Raw genomic sequence first — 26,343 nt, forward strand, 5'->3', positions numbered from 1 at the left:
CGGTGGAGGTGGGGGGCGAGGAGCGCGCGGTGGTCGTGCAGGAAATCGACGTGCGGCGGCTGGGCGGACTGCGTGAGCAGCTGGCGGCGGCGGACGCGGCGGTGGGCACCATCCGTCAGAGGCTGGCGGAGTCGCACGAGGTGCAGGCGCACGCGGTGGTGCTGATCGAGCCGGGAAGTCTGCCGAAGACGTCCAGTGGCAAGGTGCAGCGGCACGCGTGCCGCGCGGCCTTCGTCGCGGGGACGTTGCAGGAGGTGACGGCATGGCGGGCGGAGCCGCTGGAGCTCCGGAACTCGTCGTCTGAATTCGAGGCCCCCCTCCCCGCTGCTCCCGTGATTGCCTCGGTTGAGGCTGGACCGAGGGCGGAAGTGGACCTGCCCGCGAACGCGGACGAGGCAGCACTGGTCGCTTGGCTGCGCGACGTCGTGGCCCGGCACGTGCGCATGCTCCGTGAGGACATCGACGTTGATGCTCCGGTGACTCGCTACGGACTGGACTCGCTGGGCGCGGTGGAACTGGCGCATGAAGTGAGCACAGGCACCGGGCTGACGGTGCCCATGGAGTGGTTGCTCCAGGGCCCGAGCATCACGTCCCTTGCACGGCAGCTGAACTCGGTCCGGACGGCGGAGGCTTCCCCCGCGGCGAGCCCGCTGCGCCGCCGGGACGTGAAGGGCGACCGGGCGGCGTCCTTCGCGCAGGCGCGGCTGTGGTTCCTGGACCGGTACGCACCGGGCGACGTGACCTACAACCTGCCCGCGGCCGTGCGACTGGAAGGCGAGCTGGACGTGGCAGCGCTGGAGAACAGCCTCCGGGTGCTCGCCGCGCGCCATGACGCGCTGAGGACTTCCTTCCGGGAACAGGATGGAAGGCCGCTGCAGGTCATCGCGAGCATCGCATCCTTGCCGCTGGCTCGCGTGTCACTGGAGTCCCTGCCCGCCGAAACCCGCGAGGCCGAAGCCTCCCGGTGGGCCCATGAGGAGGCCCGCCGTCCGTTCGTCCTGACGCAAGGGCCGCTCGTGCGCGCCACGCTGCTGACGCTGGACGCGCGCACGCACGTGCTGGTGCTCGTCATGCACCACGCCGTGTCGGACGGCACGTCCATGGTCGTGCTGGTGCGCGAGTTGTCCGCTGTCTACGCGGCGCTGCGCGAAGGCGGCCCGTCGCCGCTGCGCGCGCTGAAGGTGGCCTACGCCGACTACGCGGAGTGGCAGCGGGAGTGGCTGGACGGAGCCGCGCTGGCTTCACACCTGGACTACTGGCGCGAGCAGCTCTCGGGCGCACCCCGCCTGCTGGAGATCGCGACAGACCGGCCGCGTCCCGCCGAGCGTGGGACGCAGGGGGCCCGCGTGCCGGTGGTGCTCGACTCGCGGCTCGCCGAAGCGGTGCGCAAGCTGGCGGTGCAAGAGGGCGCCACCCCCTTCATGGTCCTGCTCGCGGCCTTCCAGGCGGTGCTCGCGCGCCGCTCGGGACAGGACGACGTCAGCGTGGGCACGGCCATCGCGGGCCGCGACCGCGCGGAGCTGCAGGGCCTGGTGGGCTTCTTCGTCAACACGCTGGTGATGCGCACGCGGCTGTCCGGCGCGCCCACCTTCCGTGAGCTGCTGGGCCGCGTGCGCGCGACGGCGATGGGCGCATACGCGCACCAGGACGTTCCCTTCGAGAAGCTGGTGGAAGCGCTCCAGCCCACGCGCGAGCGCGGGCACACACCCCTCTTCCAGGTGATGTTCATCCTCCAGGGCGCGCAGGTGGGCGCCCCCATGCTGCCGGGCCTCCAGTCGCGCTTGCTGGACGTGCATTCGGGCACGGCGATGTTCGACCTGACGCTCTCGCTCTCCGAATCAGCGCGGGGCTTCGAGGGCTGGCTGGCGTACGCCACCGGCCTCTTCGACGCGGACACCGTGGCCCGCATTGCGGGCCACCTGCGCGTGCTGCTGGAGGCCGCCGTCACGGATCCTTCGCGCCAGGTGGATGCGCTGCCGTGGCTGGAAGCCGACGAGTCGGAGCACCTCCTCGCGCTGTCGCGCGGACCCGACATCGAGTTCCCCTCGGACACCACCGTCTCCTCACGCTTCGCGGCGCAGGTGGCCCGCACGCCGGATGCCGTGGCGCTCGTCGCCGGGGAGGGCCGGCTGACGTACCGGGAGCTGCGTGCTCGGGCCCGGGCCGTGGCGCACACGCTGCGGCAGCGGGGCGTGGGGCCGGAGTCGGTGGTGGGCCTGTGCGTGGACCGCTCGGTGGAGCTGGCGGTGGGGATGCTCGGCATCCTGGAGGTGGGGGCGGCCTACCTGCCGTTGGATCCGGCGTACCCGACGCAGCGGCTCGCGGCGATGTGGGAGGACTCGGGGGCGAAGGTCCTCGTGGGGCCTCGTCGCCTGGAGGACGTGCTCGCGGTGCCGGCCGAGCGCCGGCTCTTCCTCGATGACGTGGCCCCTTCGGTGGGAGCGGACTTCGTGCGGTCCGCGAGTGACGCGCGGACGCTCGCGTACGTGCTCTACACGTCGGGTTCGACGGGGCGGCCCAAGGGCGTGGGCGTGCCGCACCGGACGGTGATGAACTTCTTCCGCGCGATGGATGCGCACGTCTCGCCGTGCCCGGGCACGTGGCTGGCGATGACGAGCATCTCCTTCGACATCTCCGTGCTGGAGTTGCTCTGGGCCTGGACGCGCGGCTTCCAGGTGGTGCTCGCGCCCACGGGCCTGGAGCCCGCCGCGTTCGCGGACCTGCTGGAGCGCCACGCCGTCACCCACTTCCAGTGCACGCCGTCGTACGCGGGTGCGCTCGTGGAGGAACCCCGTGCGTTGCAGGCGCTGGGCGGGCTGCGGCAGCTGCTCGTGGGCGGCGAAGCGCTTCCGGGGAGCCTCGCCTCGAAGCTGCGGGAGCACGTCCCTGCCCTGCTCAACATGTACGGCCCCACGGAGACGACGGTGTGGTCGTCCATGCATCGCGTGGAGACGGACACGGCCGGAACGGTGCCGCTGGGACGGCCGCTGGCGAACACGGGGCTGCACGTCCTGGATGACCGGCTGAGGCCGGTGCCGGTCGGTGTCCCCGGTGAGCTGTTCATCGGCGGTGAAGGCGTGGTGCGCGGCTACCTGCGCCGGCCGGACCTGACGGCCGAGCGCTTCGTGCCGGACGCGCTCCGCGACGCGCCGGGCACGCGGATGTACCGCACGGGCGACCGGGTGCGCTGGCTCGCGGACGGGACGTTGGAGTTCCTGGGCCGCATGGATCACCAGGTGAAGCTGCGTGGCTTCCGCATCGAGCCGGGCGAAATCGAAGCCGCGCTCCGCACGCACCCCGAGGTCCGCGAGGCCGTGGTCGACGTGCGTGAACAGCGCCTCGTGGCCTACGTCGTCCCGGCCACCGTGGATGCCGGAGTCCTGCGTGAACATCTGCGCTCCCGCCTCCCGGAGTACATGGTGCCCTCGGCCGTCGTCGGCCTGGACGCCCTGCCCCTCACGCCCAACGGCAAGGTGGACCGCGGCGCCCTGCCCGCCCCCACGGCGCCTGCCGCCGCCGAGGACACGGGCCCGCTGACGCCGCTCCAGGAGGAGCTGGCCGCGCTGTTCCAGGACGTGCTGCACGTGGAGCGCGTGGGCGCGCACGATGACTTCTTCGCGCTCGGTGGGCATTCGCTGCTGGCCACCCAGCTCGTCACCCGCGTGGGCGCCCGGTTCGGCGTGGACCTGCCCGTGCGAGCGGTCTTCGACGCGCCCACCGTGGTACGGCTCGCGGAGCGCATCGAAGCGCTTCCGGCCCGATACCCCGCCGCCCCCATCCCCCAGGTGTCCCGAGACGAGGCGCTGCCGCTGTCCTTCGCGCAGCAGCGCATGTGGTTCCTGCAACAACTGGAGCCCGGTCAGGCCCTCTACAACATCCCCCTGGCCCTGCGGCTCTCCGGTCCTCTCGACGTGGAGGTGCTGCGCCGCACGTTCGCGGAGCTCGTCCGCCGGCACGAACCGCTGCGCACCACGTTCGAGGAGCACGAGGGTCAGCCGCTCCAGCGCATCCACGCACCGCCCTTCGACGGGTTCCTGCCGGTGGAGCCCCTCCACGAAGGCGCCGGGCGCGACGCCATCCTGCAACAGCACATGCGTCTGGACGCGACCCGGCCGTTCGATCTGCGCACCGGTCCACTGCTGCGCACGCGGCTGCTCCGGCTGTCCCCGGACGAACACGTGCTGCTGCTGTGCATGCACCACATCGTCACGGATGGCTGGTCCATGGGCGTGCTCGTGCACGAGGTGGGCAGCCTCTATCCGGCGCTCGCGGCGGGACGTCCGTCGCCGCTTCCGAAGCTGGAGGTGCAGGCCGCGGACATCGCCGCATGGCAGCGCGAGCAGGAGGACTCCGAGACGGCCCGGGCCCGACTGGACGCGCTCACGGAGTCCCTGAAGGACGTGCCCGTGCTCACCCTGCCCGCCGAGCAGGGACAGCCCGGGACCCGGTCAACGCGTGGGGGCAGCCATGTCTTCACGCTGCCCGCGTCCCTGGTGCGCTCGCTGGAACAGGTGGGCCGCGACCGGGACGCCACGCTGTTCATGGTGCTGATGGCCGGGTATCAGGCCGTGCTGTCGCGCTACTCCGGGCAGGACGACTTCGCGGTGGGCACGCCGGTGGCCCACCGCAACCGGCCGGAGCTGGAGCCGCTCATCGGCGTGTTCCTCAACACGCTGGTGCTGCGCGCCAACCTGGACGGAGCCCCCCGCTTCACCGAACTCCTGGACCGAGTGCGCGAGTCCTCCCTGGCCGCGTACGCGCACCAGGACGTGCCCTACGAACGGCTCGTGGAGGCCGTGGCCCAGGCGCGCGGCGGTGACCGCGCCTCATTGTTCCAGGTGATGTTCGTGCTGCAGAACGCGCCGCTGCCCACGCCGGCCCTGCCCGGCGTCCGCGTGGAGCGGCTGCACACCTCGACGGAGACCGCGCGCTTCGACCTGCACCTCTCACTCACCGCGAGCGACGGCGGCCTGGAGGGCACGCTCGAATACAGCCGGGACCTCTTCTCCGAGGACGCGGCGGCGCGCTTCGCCACCCACTTCCAGGTGCTGCTGGAGGCCGTGGCCCGCGATGCGGCGACGCCCGTGCTCCTGCTGCCCCTGATGGGAGACGCGGAGCAGCGGCTGCTGGTGGATTGGAATGCCACTGAGCGCGACTACCCGCTGGAGGGCACGCTGCACGGGCTGGTGGAAGCGCAGGTGGCGCGGACTCCAGAGGCCCTCGCGGTGGACTTCGAGGGCGCGCGGCTGACGTACCGCGAGCTGGACGGCCGGGCCAATCAGCTCGCGCGTGCGCTGCGGGCGCACGGCGTGGGGCCGGAAGTGCGCGTGGGTGTCTGCGCGGAGCGGTCGCTGGAGCTGGTGATCGCGCTGCTGGGCGTGCTCAAGGCGGGCGGCGCGTACGTGCCCATCGATCCCTCCGCGCCGCCGGAGCGGCGGACGTACCAGGTGGAGGACTCGGCGGTCGCGGTGGTGCTGACACAGCAGCACCTGCGGTCGTTGCTCCCGGTCGGGAGCACGCCGGTGCTCTGCCTGGATGCGGACTGGCCCCAGGTCGCGAGCCTGTCGCCGGAGCCCGTGGAGTCGGGCGTGGGCGCCGAGCACCTGGCCTACGTCATCTACACGTCGGGCAGCACGGGGCGTCCGAAGGGCGCGATGAACACCCACGCGGGCATCCGCAACCGGCTGCTCTGGATGCAGGACGCCTACGGGTTGGAGCCCCGCGACGTCGTGTTGCAGAAGACGCCGTTCAGCTTCGATGTCTCCGTCTGGGAGTTCTTCTGGCCGCTGATGACGGGCGCGCGGCTGGTGGTCGCGAGGCCGGGTGGGCACCAGGACGCCGCGTACCTGGTGGACGTGATGGCGCGCGAAGACATCACGACGGTGCACTTCGTGCCGTCCATGCTCCAGGTGTTCCTGGAGGCGCCGGGGCTGGAGCGCTGCACGGCGCTTCGCCGCGTCGTGTGCAGTGGCGAAGCGCTGCCGCTGGAGCTGAAGGACCGCTGCCTGGAGCGGCTGGGCGTCCCCCTCCACAACCTCTACGGCCCCACGGAGGCCGCGGTGGATGTGACGGCCTGGACGTGCGAGCGCCATGACGGACGGCGCTCGGTGCCCATCGGCAGGCCGGTGGCGAACACGCGGATCCACGTCCTGGATGCGGCGTTGCAGCCGGTGCCGGTGGGCATCGCGGGAGAGCTCCACATCGGCGGCGTGCAGGTGGGCCGGGGCTACCTGGGCCGTCCCGCGCTGACGGCGGAGCGCTTCATCCCGGATCCCTACGGCCCCCCGGGCGCGAGGCTCTACCGCACGGGAGACAGGGCCCGAGTCCTCGCCGACGGCACCCTCGAGTACCTGGGCCGCCTGGACTTCCAGGTGAAGCTGCGCGGCTTCCGCATCGAATCGGGCGAAGTGGAGTCGGCGCTGCGCCAGTGCGAAGGCGTGCGCGACACCGTGGTGGTGGTGCGCGAGGACGCGCCCGGCGACCAGCGCCTGGTGGCCTACGTGGTGGGCCAGGGCGTGACGGCGGAGGCGCTGCGCGAAGCGCTGAAGGCGAAGCTGCCGGAGTACATGGTGCCCTCTGCCTTCGCGGTGCTGGACGCGCTGCCGCTGTCCCCCAACGGCAAGGTGGACCGCAAGGCCCTGCCTGTTCCGGACGTGCATCCGGTCGCCGTGGCGCCTTCGAAGCCCCAGCGGATGACGCCCTTCCAGCAGCGGGTCGCGGACCTGTTCCGCGACGTGCTGCGGGTGCCGAAGGTGGGCGTGCACGATGACTTCTTCGCCCTGGGTGGACACTCGCTGCTGGCCACGCGGCTGCTGTCCCGAGTGCGCTCCTCGTTCCAGGTGGAGCTGCCCCTGCGAGGCCTCTTCGACGGAGCCACCGTCGCGGAGGTCACCGAACAGGTGGAGGCCCAGCTCCTCTCGCGCACGGACCTCCCGCGCGTGCCCGCGATCCGCAAGGCGCCTCGCGACGGTGGACAGGTCCTGTCCTTCGCGCAGCAGCGGCTGTGGGTGATGGAACAGCTGCAACCCGGTGCCACGCCCTACGTCCTGCTGGGGGCCGTGCGGCTGGACGGCGCGCTGGACGTGGAGTCCCTGCGCCGCGCGCTGGAGTTCCTCGTCGAGCGCCACGAAGCCCTGCGCACCACGCTCGCGCTGAAGGACCGCGACCCGGTCCAGGACATCCATCCCACGCCGGTCTGGGCGCTGCCCGTGACGGACCTGGGCGAACAGCTGGACCCCGAAGCGGCGGTCCAGCGGCTGGCGCGCGAGGAGGCGGGCCGGCCCTTCGACCTGGGCACGGGACCGCTGCTGCGCACGCGCCTGCTGCGGCTGACGTCCACGCAGCACGTGCTGCTCCTGGGCATGCACCACGTCGTCTCCGACGGCTGGTCCCTGGGGGTGATGGTGCGCGAGGTGGCCACGGCCTACGCGGCCTTTGCTTCCGGTAGGGCCCCGGTGCTACCGGAGCTGCCCGTGCAGTACGCCGACTTCGCGGCCTGGCAGCGCAGCTGGCTCCAGGGCGACGTGCTCGCGGATGAAGTGGCGTGGTGGAAGGAGCAGCTCGCCGGTGCGCCCCGGGTCCTGGAGCTGCCCACGGACAAGCCTCGGCCCACGACGCGCTCCCCTCACGGCGCGCTGATGCCCGTGCACGTGCCTCGCGACCTGACGGAGCGGTTGGCGGGGCTCGCCCGGCGCGAGGGCGCCACGCCGTTCATGGCGCTGCTGACCACGTGGCAGGTGCTGCTGTCCCGCTACAGCCGGCAGGAGGACCTGCTCGTCGGCGCCCCCATCGCGGGCCGCACCCACGGCGACGTGGAGGGGCTGGTCGGCTTCTTCGTCAACACGCTGGTGCTGCGGGCGCGCATCCACCCGGAGGCGTCCTTCCGCGCGCTGCTGGGACAGACGCGGGACACGACGCTCGCGGCCTATGAGCACCAGGACCTCCCGTTCGAGAAGCTGGTGGAGGAGCTCCAGGTGCCTCGCGATCTGGGCCGCACGCCGCTGGTGCAGGCGGTCTTCGCGCTCCAGAACGCTCCGGCCGAGGCGTTCGATGCGCCGGGGCTGAGGATGGAGCCGCTGGAGGTGGACGCGGGCACGGCCCACTTCGACCTGAGCCTGCTGCTCACCGAGACGCCGGACGGACTGCGCGGCTCCATCGAGTACAGCACCGACCTCTTCGAACGCGACACCGTGGCCCGGCTCGCCGGCCACCTGCTCGTGCTGCTGGAGGCCGCTGTCACCGGGCCGGACGTGCCCCTCTCACGGCTGCCGTGGCTCACGCCGGAGGAGCACCAGCAGGTGCTCGTCGCGTGGAACGACACCGCCCTTCCCTATCCCTCCGACAGCACGCTCGCGGAGCGCTTCGCGCTTCAGGCCTCGCTGCGTCCGGACGCCATCGCGGTGGAGGACGGGGATGAACGGCTGACGTACGCGCAGCTGGATGCGCGGGCCAACCAGCTCGCGCATGTCCTGCGGGCCCGGGGCGTGGGGCCGGATGTGCGGGTGGCGCTGTGCCTGGAGCGCTCCGTGGGCTTCGTCGTCACGGTGCTCGGCATCGTCAAGGCCGGTGGCGCGTACGTGCCGCTGGACGCGTCGTATCCCGCGCAGCGGCTGAGCTTCATGCTGGAGGATGCCCGGCCACACCTGCTCGTCACCACGCGCGAGCTGCGCGGCCGGCTGCACCTGCCCGACGCGTCCCTGCCGTGCCTGTTCCTGGAGGAGCTGGCGCTGGCCGAACAGCCCGTCACCGCGCCGGAGACCGGCGTGGGGCCGCGCAACCTGGCCTACGTCATCTTCACCTCCGGCAGCGGCGGACGGCCCAAGGGCGTGGGCGTCGAGCACCGCGGCCTGCTGCGCGTGCTGCACGCGGCGCCATACCTGCACTACGGGATGCGCGACACGGTGCTGCTCTTCGCGCCCGTGTCCTTCGACGGCTCCGTGCTGGAGCTGTGGATGCCGCTGGTGCATGGCAGCCGGCTCGTCATCTTCCCGGGCCACGTGCCCGCGGGCGACATGGACACGCTGGCCGGCGTGGTGGAGCGCCACGGCGTCACCTTCATCCACCAGCCCTCGGGACTCTTCTCGCAGTTGATGGAGCACCGGCCGGACATCCTCGGGAGGCTGCGCGAATTGCACACGGGCGGCGACGTCGTCTCCGCGCCGCACGTGCGCCGGGCGGTGGAGTCGCTGGGCATCCCCTTCACCAACGGCTACGGCCCCTCCGAGTGCTCCATTGTCGCCACCGCCTTCACGGTGGAGCGGCCGGAGCAGGTGGGCACGTCGGTGCCCATCGGCGCGCCGCTCGCCAACACGTCCGTGTACGTGCTGGACGCGCGACTGAGCCCGGTGCCCGTGGGCGTGCCGGGCGAGCTGTTGCTTGGCGGTGATGGCGTGGGCCGGGGCTACGTGTCGCGGCCGGACCTCACGGCGGAGCGCTTCGTCCCGGATGCGTACGGCGCGACGCCGGGCGCGCGGCTGTACCGCACGGGAGACATGGGCCGCTGGCGTCCGGACGGCACGCTGGAGTTCCTGGGCCGCATCGACACGCAGGTGAAGGTGCGCGGCTTCCGCATCGAACTGGCGGAGGTGGAGGCCGCCCTGCGCGACCTGCCCGCGGTGCAGGACGCCGCGGTGGTGGTGCGCGAGGACGTGCCCGGGGACAAGCGGCTCGTGGCCTACGCGATGCCTGGGCCGGGACATGTGCTGGAGGCCTCGGCGCTGCGCGCGGCGCTGCGGCAGCGGCTGCCGGAGTACATGGTGCCGTCGGTGTTCGTGATGCTGGACACCCTGCCCCTGAACCCCAGCGGCAAGGTGGACCGCAAGGCGCTGCCCGCGCCGGACGCCGCGTCCACCGGACGTCAGGGCCGCTTCGTGGAGCCCACGCACCCGCTGGAGCAGCGCCTGTCGCCCGTCTTCGCGCGCGAGCTGGGCACGGACCGCGTGAGCGCGCAGGACCACTTCTTCGAGGACCTGGGCGCCACGTCGCTGACCGTGGTGCGGCTGGCCGCGCGCCTGCGCGATGAACTCCAGCGCGAGGTGCCCGTGGTGTGGCTGTTCGAGCACCCCACGCTCGAAGGCTTCGTCCAGCGGCTGGAGCGTGAGTCGCAGGCCCCGGGCACCACACCGACGCCCGTGTCTCAAGCGCCCGGTCACCGTCCGCGCGAGGCACCGGCGGCCGGCGCGTCCGGCTCCATCGCCATCATCGGCATGGCGGGACGCTTCCCCGGCGCGATGACGGTGGCGGAGTTCTGGCGCAACCTGCGCGGAGGCGTGGAGTCCATCACGCGCTTCTCACCCGAGGAGCTGGAGCACCTGTCCCTCCTGCCGGAGGGGCTGGAGCTGTGGCACCAGCCGGCCTTCGTCCCGGCCGCGGGCGTCATCGACGGCGCGGACCGGTTCGACCACGCGTTCTTCGACATGTCGCTGCGCGAGGCGCAGTTCACGGATCCGCAGCAGCGGCTCTTTCTCCAGACGGCGTGGGCCGCGCTGGAGGACGCGGGCATCGATCCGGAGCGATTCCCCGGCGCCATCTCGCTGTACGCGGGCGCCACGGGCTCCGGGTACACGGACGCCGTGCGACAGGCGATGCCGCTGGACGCGGCGTCGTACATGGAGCTGCACGGCACCGCCACGCACGAGAGCCTGGCGACGAAGGCGTCCTTCAAGCTGGGGCTCACGGGCGAGAGCGTGCTGCTCTACACCGCGTGCTCCACGGGCCTGGTGGCGGTGCACCTGGCCGCACAGAGCCTGCGGACGGGCCAGTCCGACGTGGCGCTCGCGGGCGCGATGCGGTTGTCGCTGCCGCAGCGCACGGGCTACGTGCACGAGGAGGGGCTCATCTTCTCCCCGGACGGCCACTGCCGCGCGTTCGACGCGAAGGCGGGAGGCACGCTGTCCGGCAACGGCGTGGGCTCGGTGGTGCTCAAGCGGCTGGAGGACGCGGTGCGGGATGGGGACGCCATCTACGCCGTCATCCGAGGCTCGGCGCTGAACAACGATGGCCGGAACAAGTCTGGGTTCACCGCGCCGAGCGTGCAGGGACAGGCGGCGGTGGTGTCCCAGGCGCTGGCCAACGCGGGCGTGGCACCGGAGTCCGTGGGCTACGTGGAGGCCCACGGCACCGCGACGCCGCTCGGGGACCCGATTGAAGTGGCGGCGCTGACTCGCGCGTACGGCCTGGGCGCGGAGCACCGGGGTCGCATCGCGCTCGCGTCGCTGAAGACGAACGTGGGCCACCTGGACACGGTCGCGGGTCTGGCGGGCCTGATGAAGGCCGCGCTGTCGCTGCACCACGGAGAGATTCCCCCCAGCCTCCACTTCGAGGAGCCCAACCCGCGGATCGACTTCGACGCGGGGCCGTTCTTCGTCAACACCACCCTGAGGCCGTGGCCGCGGGGGGAGACGCCCCGCTTCGCCGCGGTCAGCTCCTTCGGCATTGGCGGCACCAACGCGCACGCGGTCCTCGAAGAGGCCCCCCCGCGGCGGAGTGGTTCGACCTCGCGATCCCATCAGCTCGTCGTGCTGTCCGCGCGTTCGCTGGAGGCGTTGCAGGCGGCGGCGCGGCAGCTCGATGCGCACCTGGCGGAGGACGTGGATGCGCAGGCGCTGGCGGACCTGGCGTTCACGCACGCCGTGGGGCGCAAGGCGTTTGAGTACCGCCACTCGCTGGTGGTGAAGGACGCGGCGGATTTGGTGTGGCAGCTGCGCAAGCCGGTGGTCGCGGTGAAGACGGAGAAGCGCGCGCCCCGGGTGGCGTTCGTGTTCTCCGGCCAGGGAGCGCAGCGGGTCGCGATGGGGCGCGAACTGGCGGAGGCGTCGCCCCGGTTCCGCGCGTACCTGGATGCGTGCCTCGCGTTGTTGGAGGCGCCGCTGCGGGAGCGCGTGTCGAGGCTGCTGTCGCCCCAGGCCGGTGCGGAGGTGGAGGCCACGGCGGCCCTGGCGGACACGCGCGTGGCGCTGCCCGCGTTGTTCTGCGTGCAGGTGTCGCTGGCGCGGCTGTGGCAGGACCTGGGCGTGACGCCGTACGCGGTGCTGGGACACAGCTTCGGCGAGTACGCGGCGGCGTGTGTCGCGGGCGCGCTGTCCCTGGAAGACGCGATGCGCCTCACGGTGGCGCGCGGTGAGCTGATGCACCGCATGCCGCCGGGCGCGATGCTCGCGGTGGCGCTGCCCGCGGCTCGGGTCCAGCCGCTGCTGTCGGGCCGGCTGGAGCTGGCGGCGGTGAACACGCCGGACCGCTGCGTGGTGTCCGGCCCGGTGGAGGAAGTGGAGCGGCTGGAGTCAGCGCTGAAGGACCAGAAGGCCGGAGCGGTGCGCATGCCCGCGCCGCACGCGTTCCACTCGGTGGACGTGGAGCCGTTGATGCCGGAGCTGGCGCGCGTGGTGGGCACGCTGCGCCGGTCGGAGCCAGCGGTGCGCTACGTGTCCAGCCTCACCGGGACGCTGGCACAGCCCGGGCAGCTGGCGGATCCGCGCTACTGGACCGAGCAGATGCGCAAGCCCGTGCACTTCACCCGCGCGGTGGAGACGCTGCAGGAGGAAGGCTGCGCGGTGCTGTTGGAGGTGGGCCCCGGTCAGGACGTGACGCCGCTGGTGCGCGCGAACCTGCTGGGGGTGGAGAGCGGCGCGCCTCGAGTTCGAGGCCTGCCGTCGCTGCGGTCGGGCGGGAAGACCACGGAGCAGATGGGTTGGCTCCAGGCCGTGGGAGAGCTGTGGACCGCGGGCGTCCCCGTGGACTGGAGCGCGTTCTACGCGCACGAGCAGCGCCTGCGGCTGCACCTGCCCACGTACGTCTTCCAGGAGAAGACCGTCTGGGTGGAGCAGAAGGCGCAAGGCCGCGTCACCGTGAAGGCCGTGGAGGCCGCTGCCCTCCCCGCTTCGATCGCAAGTCAGGCTCCGGTCGCGGCATCGGCCTCCTTCGAAGAATCCACCGAGGCTCCTGCCGCGCCCTCACAGCCCGCGCGTGACGATGCCCCGCGTGGCGAGGTCGAGGAACGCGTGGCCGCGCTGTGGCGCGCGCGCCTGGGCCTGGAGTTCGTGGGCCGCCATGACGACTTCCTGGAGATTGGCGGCAACTCGCTGACGGCCGCGCAGCTGCTCAACCAGGTGCGCGACGCGTTCGGCGTGAACCTGCCGCTCGCGGCCCTCTTCGAAGCGCCCACCGTCGCGGGCATCGCGGAGCGCCTGGTGCCCCTGCTGCGTCAGGCGCCGCAGGCCACCGTCTCCGCGGAGCTCCCGCTGGTGCCGCTCGCGCGCACTGGAGAGCTGCCGCTGTCCTTCGTGCAGGAGCGCGTCTGGCGCCTGGAGCAGCACCTTCCCGGTCAGTCCGCGTACAACATCCCGTTCGTCCTGCGGCTCGAAGGCGACCTGAACGCGGATGTGATGGAGCGCGGCATCCAGGAGATCGTCCAGCGCCACGAAGCGCTGCGCACGACCTACGACGCAGTGGACGGCCGCCCCGTGCAGCGCTTCCACGCGCATATGCGCGTCCCGCTCACCCGCGTGGAGCTGAGCGGCCCCCTGGAGGACCGCGAGCCCGAAGCCCTGCGGCTCGCCCGCGAGGACGCCGCGAAGCCGTACGACCTGGTCCACGGCCCCGTGCTGCGCACCACGCTCGTGCGCGTGGACACGCGGCTGCACCTGCTCCTGTGCGGCATCCACCACATCGTCAGCGACACGCTGTCCATCACGCTGTTCGTCCATGAGCTGGGGCAGCTCTACGACGCCTTCCTCCAGGGGCGTCCGTCCCCCCTGCCCCCGCTGCCCGTGCAGTACGCGGACTTCGGCGCGTGGCAGCGCCACGGCATCGCGGGCGGCCACCTGCCCGAACAGGAGCAGGGCTGGCGGCAGCGGCTGGCCGGCATGCCGCGCAAGCTGGACCTGCCCACCGACCGTCCACGCCCCACCGAAAGCCCGCTCACCTCCGAGCGCATGACGGTCGAGTTCCCGCCCGCGCTCGCCCACGAGCTGGTGGCCTTCGCGCGCCGCGAGGGCTTCACCGGCTACATGACGGTGCTCGCCGCGTGGCAGACGCTGCTGCACCGCTACAGCGGCCAGACGGACGTCATCGTCGGCACGCCCATCGCCAACCGCACGCGGCCGGAGCTGCTGCCGCTCATCGGCTACGTGGCGCACTCGGCGGCGTTCCGGACGCGCTTCACGGACGGCCTCACGTTCCGTGAGCTGCTGGCCCAGGTGCGTGACGAGGTCGCCGACGCGCAGACGCGTCCGGACGTCCCCTTCGAGTACCTGGTGGAAGCCCTCATCCCGGGCCATGACATTGGCCGCGGACGACTGACGGACTCCGTGTTCGTCTACCACACGGGTGTGGCCGCGGGCGCCGGGACGCTGAACCTGACGGGCCTGCGAGGCTCGCTGGTGGAGGTGCCGGGCACGCCCGTGCAGTGGGGCGCCACGCTGGCGGACCTCACGCTCCTGCTCTCCGAGGCCCCCGGCCGGGTCCACGGCGTCCTGGAGTACGCGACGGAGCTGTTCGACGCCGCCACCGTGGAGCGGCTGATGGAGCACTTCCAGGTGTTGCTCGGCGCGGCGCTCGCCCGGCCCGAGACGCCTGTGTCGCAACTGCCGCTGACCACGGAGGCCGAGCGCCGCGCCTGGCCCGCGCCCCGTGCCTCGCCGGGCTTCACCTCCGTGCCGGCCCTTCTGGCGGAGCGGCGCGCACGCCACGCGGACGCCACCGCCGTCTCGCGCGGGGATGCGCACTGGACCTGGGCCGAACTGGGCGCCCGGGCGGAGGCCCTGGCCGCGCGGCTGAAGTCCCTGGGCGTGACGGCCGGGACGCCGGTGGCCGTGTGCCTGCGCTCGTCGCCGGAGAAGCTGGCCGCGCTGTGGGGCGTGCTGGCCTCGGGTGGTGCGGGCATCGCGCTGGGCCCGGCGGACCTGACGCAGTTGCCCCTGTACGCGCCGGAGGGCACCCGCGTGCCGGTGCTCATCACCACGCGCGCGCTGGTGGCGTCCGTGCGCGTGGAGGCTTCGCGCGTCGTGTACGTGGAGGACGTGGACGCGTCGGGTGCTCCCGTCCATGCAGGAGTGGACGCGCACGCGCTGGCGTGGCTGCTGCCCACGGGCTCGGGTCAGCCGGCCTGGGCGCTGGGCCACCGCGAGCTGTCGGAGTTCTTCACCGGCCTGGACGCGCGGTTGTCCCCGCCGGATGGCGGTGCGTGGCTGTCCGCGAGCGAGGCCTCCGCGGATCGTCCGGAGCTGGAGGCCCTGTGGGCGCTCACGCGCGGCCTGCGCGTGGTGTACCCGCCGGAGCGCATCACCGCGCGGCTGGTGAGCCTTGGAGGCGGTGGGCCTCGCGCGAAAGCGATGGACCTGAGCCTCATCTACTTCGCCAACGACGAGGACTCGCTCCAGGGGCCGAAGTACGAGCTGTTGATGGAGGGCGCGAAGTTCGCGGACGCGAACGGCTTCTCCGCCGTGTGGACACCGGAGCGGCACTTCCATTCGTTCGGAGGTCTGTACCCGCAGCCCGCGGTGATCTCCGCCGCGGTCGCGGCCGTCACGAAGCGCCTGCACGTGCGCTCCGGCAGCGTGGTGCTGCCGCTGCATGATCCGCTCATCATCGCGGAGCAGTGGTCCGTGGTGGACAACGTCTCGCAGGGCCGAGTGGGCCTCTCCGTGGCCACGGGCTGGCACACGCAGGACTTCACCTTCGCACCGGCCAACTTCGAGAAGCGCCGCGACATCCTCCTGGAGAAGCTGGCCACGCTGCGCGCACTCTGGCGCGGCGAGCGCTTCAAGCGCCCCGGCGGCGCGGGCACCCTGGTGGAAGGAGCGCTGCGGCCGAAGCCCGTGCAGAAGGAGCTGCCGGTGTGGCTCACCGCCACGTCCAACCCGGAGACCTTCCGCATGGCGGGTGAGCTGGGCGCGGGCGTGCTCACGGGCCTGCTGTCGCACTCGCTGGAGGAGCTGAAGCCAAAGGTGGCCTTGTACCGCGAGGCGTGGCGCCGCAACGGCCACCCCGGCCGGGGCCACATCACCTGCATGCTGCACACGTACCTGGGCGACGACGACCAGGAGGTGTTGCGCATCGTGCGCAAGCCGCTGCTCGCGTACTTCCGCAGCTCGGTGGACATCCTCACGTCGCTGCTGCTCACCCAGGGCTACCAGGGCGACATCCAGAAGCTGTCCCCGGAGGACATCGACGCGCTGCTGGAGCACACCTTCGAGAACCACGCCAAGACGACGGGACTCGTGGGGACGGTGGACGGCGCCGTGAAGCGGCTGCGCGACGTGCGCGCGGCGGACGTGGACGAGGTGGCGGCGCTCATCGACTTCGGTCTGGACACGCCGGTGGTGCTGGAGGGCCTGCGCCGGCTGGCCGTGGTGCGCGAGCGCATGGACGCGGAGGCCGCCGCCCGCCAGGAGCAGGTGCTGGTGGAGGCCGAGGCGGGCGTGGAGGGCCTGCTGGAGCTGGCACGCCAGTCCGGCGCGGTGCTGCTGCACACGTCAGCGCGGCTGGCGCGTTCGTTGAGCGAGCTGCCCGGAGCGCGCGAGTCGCTGTCCCGCGTGGGCGCGCTGGTGTTGGAAGGCGCGTCGGTGGAGCTGGGCTCGGCGCTGCACCGTGCGGCGGGCGTGGAGGTGTGGCTGTCCGGTGATGCGCAGGAAGGGGCGCTGCTGCCGCGCACGCTGGGAGAACGCATCCCCGCGAACCTCCAAGCGTGGGTGCTGGACGCGGCCGGTCAGCCCGTGCCCGCGGGTGTGGTGGGCGAACTGGCCCTCGCGGGCGCGGGGCTCCCCTCCGCGCTGTGGCGCGCGGGTGATGAAGAGCACCGCCGCCTGGTGCCGCACCCCCGAGAGGCCGCGGCGCGGCTGTACCGCACCGGCCGCCATGCCCGGTTACGCGCGGATGGCCGCGTGGAGCCGGTGGCCTCACCGTCCCGCCTCCCCCCTCCGCCCGTGGCGCGTCCCGCCGTCGTGGAAGCGCCGCGTCCCGCCGTGGCGCCCGTCGCCGCGCGTCCCGCCGCTCCGGTCGTGAACGAGGGCCCGCCGCCCATCCCGCGCGTGGGCCGCGACCGGCCGCTGCCCGTGTCCTTCGCGCAGCAGCGCCTCTGGTACCTCCAGCAGCTGGATCCCGGCAGCGGCGCATACAACAACCCGTCGCTCTTCCGCCTCGTCGGGGAGCTGGACGTGGACGCGCTCCAGGCGACGCTGGACGCGCTGGTGGCGCGGCATGAAGTCCTGCGCACCACGTACGCACTGGAGGGCGACCGCGCGGTGCAGAAGATCCACCCGCCGCGCGGCCTGCCGCTCCCGCGCCGCGACGTGGAGGGCGACACGCCGCAGGCTCGCGAAGCGGAGATGCAGCGCTTCTGCAGGGCCTACGCGCTGTTGCCCTTCGACCTGGAGCAGTCCGTGTTGCGCGCGACGCTGCTGCGCCTGGAGCCCCAGGTGCACGTGCTGGCGATCGTCTTCCACCACGCCGTATCCGACGCGTGGTGCAACATGGTCGTCGCGCACGAGCTGACGGCGAACTACGCCGCGTTCCACTCGGGCCAGCCGTCGCCCCTGACGGAGCTGCCGGTGCAGTACGCGGACTACGCCGTGTGGCAGCGCGCCTGGCTGGATGGCGGCGTGATGGAGGCGCAGCTCGGCTGGTGGAAGCAGCAGCTGTCCGGAGCGCCCGTGCTGGAGCTGCCCACGGACCGGCCGCGTCCCGCCCGCCAGTCCTTCGAGGGCGCGCGGTACCGCTTCGCCTTCCCGTCCGACGTGTCCGCGCCGCTGCTGGCGCTGGGCCGCCGCAACGGCGCCACTCCGTTCATGGTGATGATGGCGCTCTTCCAGACGCTGCTGTCGCGCTACTCGGGGCAGGACGACTTCGTGGTGGGCACGCCCATCGCGGGCCGCACGCGTCCGGAGGTCGAATGGCTGCTGGGCTGCTTCATCAACACCCTGCCCTTCCGCTCGAAGCTGTCCGGCCAGCCGTCCTTCGTGGAGCTGCTGGGCCGCGTGCGTGCCCAGGCACTGGAGGCCTACGCGCGCCAGGACGCTCCGTTCGAGCGAGTCCTGGAGACACTCGAACTCCCGCGCGACCTGAGCCGCACGCCGGTCTTCCAGGCCGTCCTCAACGTGATCAACACGCCGGAGGCAAAGGGCCAGCTGCCGTCGCTGGCACTGAGCCAGGTGGAGGTCCCCACGGACACGGCCAAGTTCGACCTGTCCCTGGAGGTGTTGGAGAGCCGCACGGGCATCGCCTGCCACCTGGAGTACGCCACCGCCCTCTTCGACGCAGCCACCGTCGAGCGCATGGCGGAGCACCTGGTGGTGCTCGCGAGGGAGATCATCGCGGCGCCGGAAGCACCGCTCGCGAAGCTGTCGCTGCTCACGCTGTCCGCGCGCGAACAGGTGCTGCGCGGCTGGAACGACACGCGCGTGGACTTCCCCGCCGGCGCCACGATCCACCAACTCTTCGAGTCCCAGGCCGAACGCACCCCGGAGGTCATCGCGCTCCAGTTCGAGGAGCAGCGCCTCACGTACGCGCAGCTCGAAGCCAGGGCCAACCAGCTCGCGCATCACCTGCGTGCGCACGGCGTGGGTCCGGAGACCCTGGTGGGCGTCTGCATGGAGCGCTCGCTGGAGATGGTGGTTGCCCTCCTGGGCGTCCTGAAGTCCGGCGCGGCCTACGTCCCGTTGGATCCGGCCACGCCCGCGGAACGGATCGCCGGGATGGTGGAGGACACCGCCGCGCCCGTGCTCCTCGTGCAAGAGCGCTTCCGCGCCGCGCTGCCTCCTCATTCCGCGCACGTCATCGCGCTCGACACCCAGTGGGAGGCCATCGCGCGCGAGCCCACCGTCCGGCCCCCGCCGCTCGCCGGTGAGGATTCGCTCGCCTACGTCATCTTCACGTCGGGCAGCACGGGCCGTCCCAAGGGCGCGATGAACGCGCACGCGGGCGTCGTCAACCGCCTGCGCTGGATGCAGGGGCGCTACGGCCTGACGCCGTCGGACACGGTGCTGCAGAAGACGCCGTTCAGCTTCGACGTGTCCGTCTGGGAGTTCTTCTGGCCCCTGATGACGGGCGCGCGGCTGGTGCTCGCGCGGCCCGGCGGACACCAGGAGCCGGACTATCTGGTGGCCCTGATGGCGCGCGAGGGCGTGACGACCACGCATTTCGTGCCGTCCATGCTGCGCGCCTTCGTGGAGGAGCCCGGTCTGCATTCCCTGCCGCGCCTGCGCCAGGTGATGTGCAGCGGCGAAGCCCTGCCCGCGGACCTGGTGCTCCGTGCCCAGGCGCGCCTGCCGCACACCACGCTGCACAACCTCTACGGCCCCACCGAGGCCGCCGTGGACGTGACGTCCTGGGAGTGCCCGCGCGACGAAGCCCTGCGAGTCATCCCCATCGGCCGGCCCGTGGCCAACACGAGCCTGTACGTCCTGGATGCCCACGGCCAACCGGTGCCCGTGGGCATCCCGGGAGAGCTGTTCATCGGAGGCGTGCAGGTGGGCCGGGGCTACTGGCGCCGCCCTGCCCTCACCGCCGAGCGCTTCCTCCCCGACGCCTTCAGCGACACGCCCGGCGCGCGCCTGTACCGCACGGGCGACATCGCCCGGTGGCGCACGGACGGCACGCTGGAGTACCTGGGCCGGGCCGACTTCCAGGTGAAGCTGCGAGGCTTCCGCATCGAGCCGGGCGACATCGAAGCCGCGCTGCTCTCCCACCCGGACGTCCGTGAGGCCGTGGCCGTGGTGCGCGAGGACGCGCCCGGTGCGCGGCGTCTGGTCGCCTATGTCGTCTCGGGCGCGGACCTGGAGCTGGCCTCGCTGCGGACCCTCGTGTCGCGGCGGCTGCCCGAGTACATGGTGCCCGCGCTCTTCATCCCGTTGCCGGCGCTGCCGCTGACGACCAGCGGCAAGGTGGATCGCAAGGCCCTTCCCACGCCGGAGCTCCAGCGCGCCGCGACGCGGGCGTACGTCGCGCCCCGCACGGAGCTGGAGCGGACGCTTTCAGAGGTCCTGGCGCAGGCGCTGCGCGTCGAACGCGTGGGGCTCGATGACAACTTCTTCGAGCTGGGCGGCGACTCCATCATCAGCCTCCAGGCCGTCGCCAGGGCGCGGCAGGCCGGCATCCAGCTGTTCGTACGCGACCTGTTCCAGCACCCGACGCTGGCGGCCCTGGCCTCCGTGGCTCGCGTCAGCGGGGTCCGCCTCGCGGAACAGGGACCGGTGGTGGGCGAGGTCCCGCTCACGCCCATCCAGCGCCAGCTGCTGGAGCGCGACCCCACGCACGCCCATCACTTCAATCAGGTGCTGCTGCTCCAGGCGCGCCAGCCGTTGAAGGCGGCGTGGGTCGAAGAGGCGCTCCAGGCGCTCGTGGTCCACCACGACGCCCTGCGCATGCGCTTCGTGCGCGAGGACGGCGGCGCCTGGCGCCAGCAGGACGCAGCGCCTGACGAGGTCCAGGTCTCCCTGCTCCAGGTGGACCTTTCCGGCCTGCCCGAGGACATGCGCCCGGCGCGGCTGGAGGAGGAGGCCGAGCGCCTCCAGGCGTCGTTCGACCTGGGCCGGCCGCCCCTGCTGCGCGCCGCCCTCTTCCACTCCGGCGCCGGACAGGAGCAGCGCCTGCTGCTGATCCTCCACCACCTGGTGGTGGACGCCGTCTCCTGGCGGGTGCTCGCCGAGGACCTGGAGACGACTTATCTGAGGCTGCGCGCGGGCCAGTCCCCCGCGCTTCCCGCGAAGACGACCTCCTTCCTGGCCTGGGCCCGCAGGCTGGAAGCCCACGCCCTGTCCGATGCCCTGCATGCCCAGAAGTCCCTCTGGCTCGACGAGGCCCGGCGGGACGTGGCCCCGTTGCCCATGGATGGATCCGGGCCCGGGACCGCGGGCTCGCACCACACCGTGTCCGTGCGGCTGGATGCCGAAGAGACCCGGCTGCTGCTCCAGGAGACCCCGGGAGCCTGGCGGGCGCGCATCAACGACGTCCTGCTGACGGCCCTGTCACTCGCCCTGCGCGAGTGGACGGGCCAGTCGCGCCTGCTCATCGACCTGGAGGGCCATGGCCGCGAGGAGCTCTTCGCGGACGCGGACGTGTCCCGCACCGTGGGGTGGTTCACGTCGCTGACGCCGGCCCTGCTCCAGCTGCCGGAGGCAGGCTCGACCGGAGACTGCCTGCGCGCGGTGCGCGACTCGCTGTCGACGTGGCCCGACCGCGGCATCGGCTACGGCCTCTTGCGCTACATGGGGCCCGCGGAGCTCCGCCAGCGGCTCGAAGCCCTGCCGTCCGCGCAGGTGGTCTTCAACTACCTGGGACAGCTGGACGGATCCACCGGCGCCAGCACCCTCTTCGCCCTGGGCACCGGGCCCACCGGCACGGCGGTGTCGCCCAAGGCCCTTCGCGCGCATCCGCTGGCCATCGACGGCTTCGTGGTGGACGGACGGCTGCGGATGGACTTCGGCTTCAGCCAGGAGTGGCATCACGCCCCCACCATCGAAGCCCTGGCCCAGGCCTTCACGCGCGCGTTGCGCGAACTCATCCACCGGCGCCACTCGGAGGACGCGCGCAAGCGGACGCCGAGCGACTTCCCGCTGGCCCGCCTGTCCCAGGCCTCCCTGGACGCGGTGCTCGCGGCGCAGGGCCCCACGGTGGAGGACCTGTTCCCGCTCTCCGCGCTCCAGGAGGGCATGCTCTTCCACGCGCTGAATGATCCGGAGGCGGGCTTCTACTTCGAGCAGACCGCGTGGTCGGTCCACTCGGACGTGGACCTCGCGCTGTTCCAGCGGACCTGGCAGACCGCGGTGGACCGCAACCCCATCCTGCGCACGGCCTTCGTGTGGAAGGACCTGGAGGCGCCGCTGCAGGCGGTGCATTCGCGCGCGGCGCTGCCGTTCGAAGCGCACGACTGGCGCCACCTGCCTGAGCCGGAGCAGCAGGCTGGACTGGAGCGGCTGATGGCGGAGGAGCGCGCGCGCGGCTTCGACGTGTCGCGTGCGCCCCTGTCACGCATGACGGCGGTGCGGCTGGGAGACGCGCGGTGGCGCTTCGTCTGGAGCCACCACCACCTGCTGCTCGACGGCTGGAGCCTGGCGTTGCTCTTCCAGGAGGTCTTCGCCCTCTACGACGCCCTGAGCGCCGGGACGCCGCTGCCCGCCGCCGGACGTCCGCCGTTCCGGGACTACATCGCGTGGCTGGGCCAGCGCGACGCCGCCGGGGACGAACGCTTCTGGCGAGGCCAGCTGGGAGGCCTGTCGTCACCCACGCCCCTGCCGGCCGTGCGCCTTTCGTCCTCGAACCCCACCGGCACGGTGAATCAGCCCCACCAGGTGCTGACCCTCCCCGAGGCCCGCACCGCGGCGCTGGAAGGCTTCGCCCGGCAGCACCGGATCACGGTCAACACGCTGACGCAGGCAGCCTGGGCCCTGGTGCTGGCGCGCCACGCGGACACGCGCGATGTCCTCTTTGGCACCACGTTCGCGGGCCGGCCGCCGGAGCTCACGGGCTCGGAGACCATGCTGGGCCTGCTCATCAGCACGCTGCCGGTCCGCGTCACGCTCCCCGACGAGGGCGCGCCCGTGCTGCCGTGGCTCCAGTCCCTCCAGGCCAGGCTGCTGGACCTCCAGCAGCACCAGCACACGCCGCTGGTCGCCGCGCAGGGGTGGAGCGACATCCCCCGGGGCCTGCCGCTCTTCCAGTCGCTGCTCGTCTTCGAGAACTACCCCCTCGACGAATCGGTGTTGCGCCGCTCCACCGCGCTGGATCTGCGCGACCTGGTGGTCGGCGAGAGCACGAACTACCCGCTGGCGGCCACGGTGCACCCGGGCCGTGAGCTCCAGCTGCACCTGGCCTACGACGAGAACCGCTTCGACGCGGCCGCCGTGCAGCGCGTGCTGGGCCAGTGGAGCCAGGCGCTGGAATCCCTCATCCAGCCCGGGGCCCGGCTGACGGACGTGTCCCTCCTCCCGGCCGAGGACCGCGCCTGGCTGCTGCGCGCCGGCACCGGCGACGTCGTGGACTTCGAGCGCGACACCACCGTGCACGCGCGATTCGAACGACAGGCCGCCGCCACGCCGGACGCGGACGCCCTGGTGTTCGAGGAAACAAAGCTGTCCTACCGGCAGCTCAACGCGCGAGCCAACCGGCTTGCCTGGCACCTGCGGTCGCTGGATGTGGGCCCCGAAGTCACGGTGGGCCTGTGCCTGGAGCGGTCGGTGGAGGCCATCGTCGCGCTGCTCGCGGTGCTCAAGGCCGGCGGCGCCTTCGTGCCGCTGGACCCCAAGGCTCCGGCCGCGCGCAAGTCGTTCGTGCTCAAAGACAGTGGCGCGAGCGTGCTGGTGACGACGCAGGCTCTGCAAGAAGTGTGGCACCCGGAGGTGCCCCACCTGGTACGGCTGGACGCAAAACCTGTCGGACAGTCGGACAGGTTCGCGGAGGCCGGGCAGGCCCCGGGGGACACCGAACCTGTCGGACAGTCGGACAGGTTTGGGAGGGCCATGTCGGCGGCGTCGGGAGAGGCTGAACCTGTCGGACAGTCGGACAGGTTTTCGGAGAACCCGCCTCCGGTGGCGGGTCCCGAGAACCTCGCCTACGTCATCTACACGTCGGGCTCCACGGGCGCGCCGAAGGGCGTGATGGTTCAACACCGCTCGGTGATCCACCTGCACCTGGCGATGACGCGGAGCATCTACGAGGAGTTGCCGCCTGCTCAGCGCATCACCGTGAACGCGCCGCTGTACTTCGACGCCGCCATCGAACAGGTGATCAAGCTGCTGGACGGCCACTGCCTGGTCATCGTCCCGGAGGACGTGCGCCTGGATCCGGAGGCGATGCTGGATTGGCTGGAGCGTCAGCGCATCCACCTGCTGGACGGCACGCCGTCGCAGATCAAGCTCCTGCTGTCCGCGGGAATGCTGGAGCGCGCCCATGGCCCCGTCCGGTTCTCCATTGGCGGCGAGGCGATGGACGAGGTGACGTGGCGGCAGCTCGCCGCGGCGAAGCACGCACGCGCCTACAACGGCTACGGCCCCACGGAGGTCACCGTGGACGCGACGACCATCGCCGTCCAGGGCGCGACCCAGCCGTTGCCCGTCATCGGCCGGCCGATCACCAACCTGCGCGCCTACGTGCTCGACGCGAACCTGCGTCTGGCACCCATCGGGACGCCGGGCGAGCTGTGCCTCTCCGGTGAAGGCGTCACGCGCGGCTACCTGGGCCAACCCGCGCTCACGGCCGAGCGCTTCCTGCCGGACCCGTTCAGCGCGGAGCCCGGCGCGCGCCTGTACCGCACGGGCGACAAGGCCCGTTGGCGCGAGGACGGCACGCTCGACTTCATGGGCCGCCTGGACTTCCAGGTGAAGCTGCGCGGCAACCGCATCGAGCTGGGTGAGATCGAAGCCACGCTGCGCGCGCACCCGGGCATCCGGGACGCGGTGGCGCAGGTGCACGACGACCGGCTCGTGGCATACGTCGCGCCCCAGGTGGACACGTCGCCCCTGCGCGAGCACCTGCTCCGTCACCTGCCGGAGTACATGGTGCCCGCGGTGTTCATCACGCTGGACGCCCTGCCGCTGACGTCCAACGGCAAGGTGGACCGCAAGGCGTTGCCGGCACCGGAAGCCGCGCCCGCCACGGAGCGCGTCATCGCACCGCCCGCGACGCCCACCGAAGCGGCGCTGATCCCGCTGTGGAGCGAGGTGCTGCGCATCCCCGCCGTGGGACGCCACGACGGCTTCTTCGAGCTGGGTGGGCACTCGCTGCTGGCCACGCAGCTGGTGTCGCGCGTGCGCAAGCACTTCGGCGTGGAGCTGCCCCTGCGCGCCCTGCTGGAAGGGCCCACGGTCGCGGCGCTCGCGGAGCGCATCGACGCCCTCCGTCAGCCAGCGTCCGAAGCCCGCGAGGTCCCCGGGTCCACCCTGCCCGCGCTGGTCCGCGCGGAGCGGCCGGACGTGCTGCCCCTGTCGTTCGCGCAGCAGCGGCTCTGGTTCATCGAGCAGCTGGGCACGGCGAGCAACGTCTACAGCCTCCCGAGCATGCTGGCGCTGGAAGGCACGCTGGACATCATCGTGATGCTGGCCGCGTTCGACGAGCTGGTGCGCCGCCACGAAGCGCTGCGCACGACCTTCCATTCAATCGAGGGCACGCCGTCACAGGTCATCCATCCGCCCTTCCCCATGCCCTTGCGGCACGTGGACCTGTCCGCGTCGCCGACGGTGGAGGCGCGTGAAGCGGAGGTGTCGCGGCTGGCGCTGGAGGAGGTGCGCACCCCGTTCGACCTGGAGCAGGGCCCGCTGTTCCGGGGGCTCCTGATGAAGCTGGGCCCCACGACGCACCGGCTGCTGCTCAACACGCACCACATCATCTCCGACGGCTGGTCCACGGGCGTGCTGGTGCGCGAGATGGGCGCGCTCTACTCGGCGTTCTCCGAGGAACGGCCATCGCCGTTGCCGGAGCTGCGGGTGCAGGCCGCGGACCACGCACTCTGGCAGCGCGGCTGGCTCCAGGGTGACGTGCTCCAGGCGCAGGTCGAGTGGTGGAAGAACCAGCTGTCCGGAGCGCCCTTCGTGCTGGACCTGCCCACGGACCGGCCAAGGACCGCCACCTCCACACAGCGAGGCGGTCTGGTCCGGGTGACGCTGCCGCGCGTCCTGAGCGAACGCGTGGACGCGCTGGCCCAGGTCGAAGGCGCCACGCCCTTCATGGCGCTATTGGCGGCGTTCCAGGCCGTGCTGTCTCGCATGTCCGGGCAGGATGACGTGCTCGTGGGCTCGCCCATCGCGAACCGCCGGCAGGCGGAGACGGAGGGCCTCATCGGCTTCTTCGTGAACATGCTGGTGCTGCGTGGCCGCTTCAGCGCGAAGACGACGTTCCGCGAGCTGCTGGCCCAGGTGCGCGCCACCACGCTGGGCGCGTACGAGCACCAGGACATCCCGTTCGAGCACCTGGTGGATGCGCTCCAGCCCGAGCGCGACCTGGGCCGCACGCCGCTCTTCCAGGCGATGTTCGCGCTCCAGAACGCCCCTCTGCCGGAGCTGGCGGTGCCCGGCCTGACCGTGGGGCCAGCCTCCTTCGACGGTGGCAGCCCGACGCAGTTCGAGCTGGCGCTGGACCTGAGCCGGACCCGCGATGGCTACGAGGGCCACCTGGGCTACGCGGCGGACCTGTTCGACACGGCCACCATCGAGCGGCTCTTCGCCCAGCTGCGGCGCTTGCTGGAGGCCGTGTGCGACGCGCCGGACCTGCCGCTCGCGGACGTGTCGCTCGTCTCGCCGGAGGAGCTGGTGCGGCTGGTGCGCGTGGGCAGCGGCGAGCTGGTGGACTTCGAACGGGACGCCACGCTGCACGGCCTCATCGAGCGGCAGGTGGCGCGCACCCCGGATGCCCCGGCCGTGG

Annotated in this window: 1 protein-coding gene; it reads left to right on the top strand. The window is 72.2% G+C overall.

The window, feature by feature from the left end; translation table 11 throughout:
- A partial coding sequence (locus D7W82_RS24450; protein ID WP_120620658.1) for a non-ribosomal peptide synthase/polyketide synthase occupies window positions 1–26,343 on the top strand: 26,343 nt, incomplete at both ends.

Source organism: Corallococcus sp. CA049B (assembly GCF_003611685.1).
In the GTDB taxonomy this organism is placed as follows: domain Bacteria; phylum Myxococcota; class Myxococcia; order Myxococcales; family Myxococcaceae; genus Corallococcus; species Corallococcus coralloides.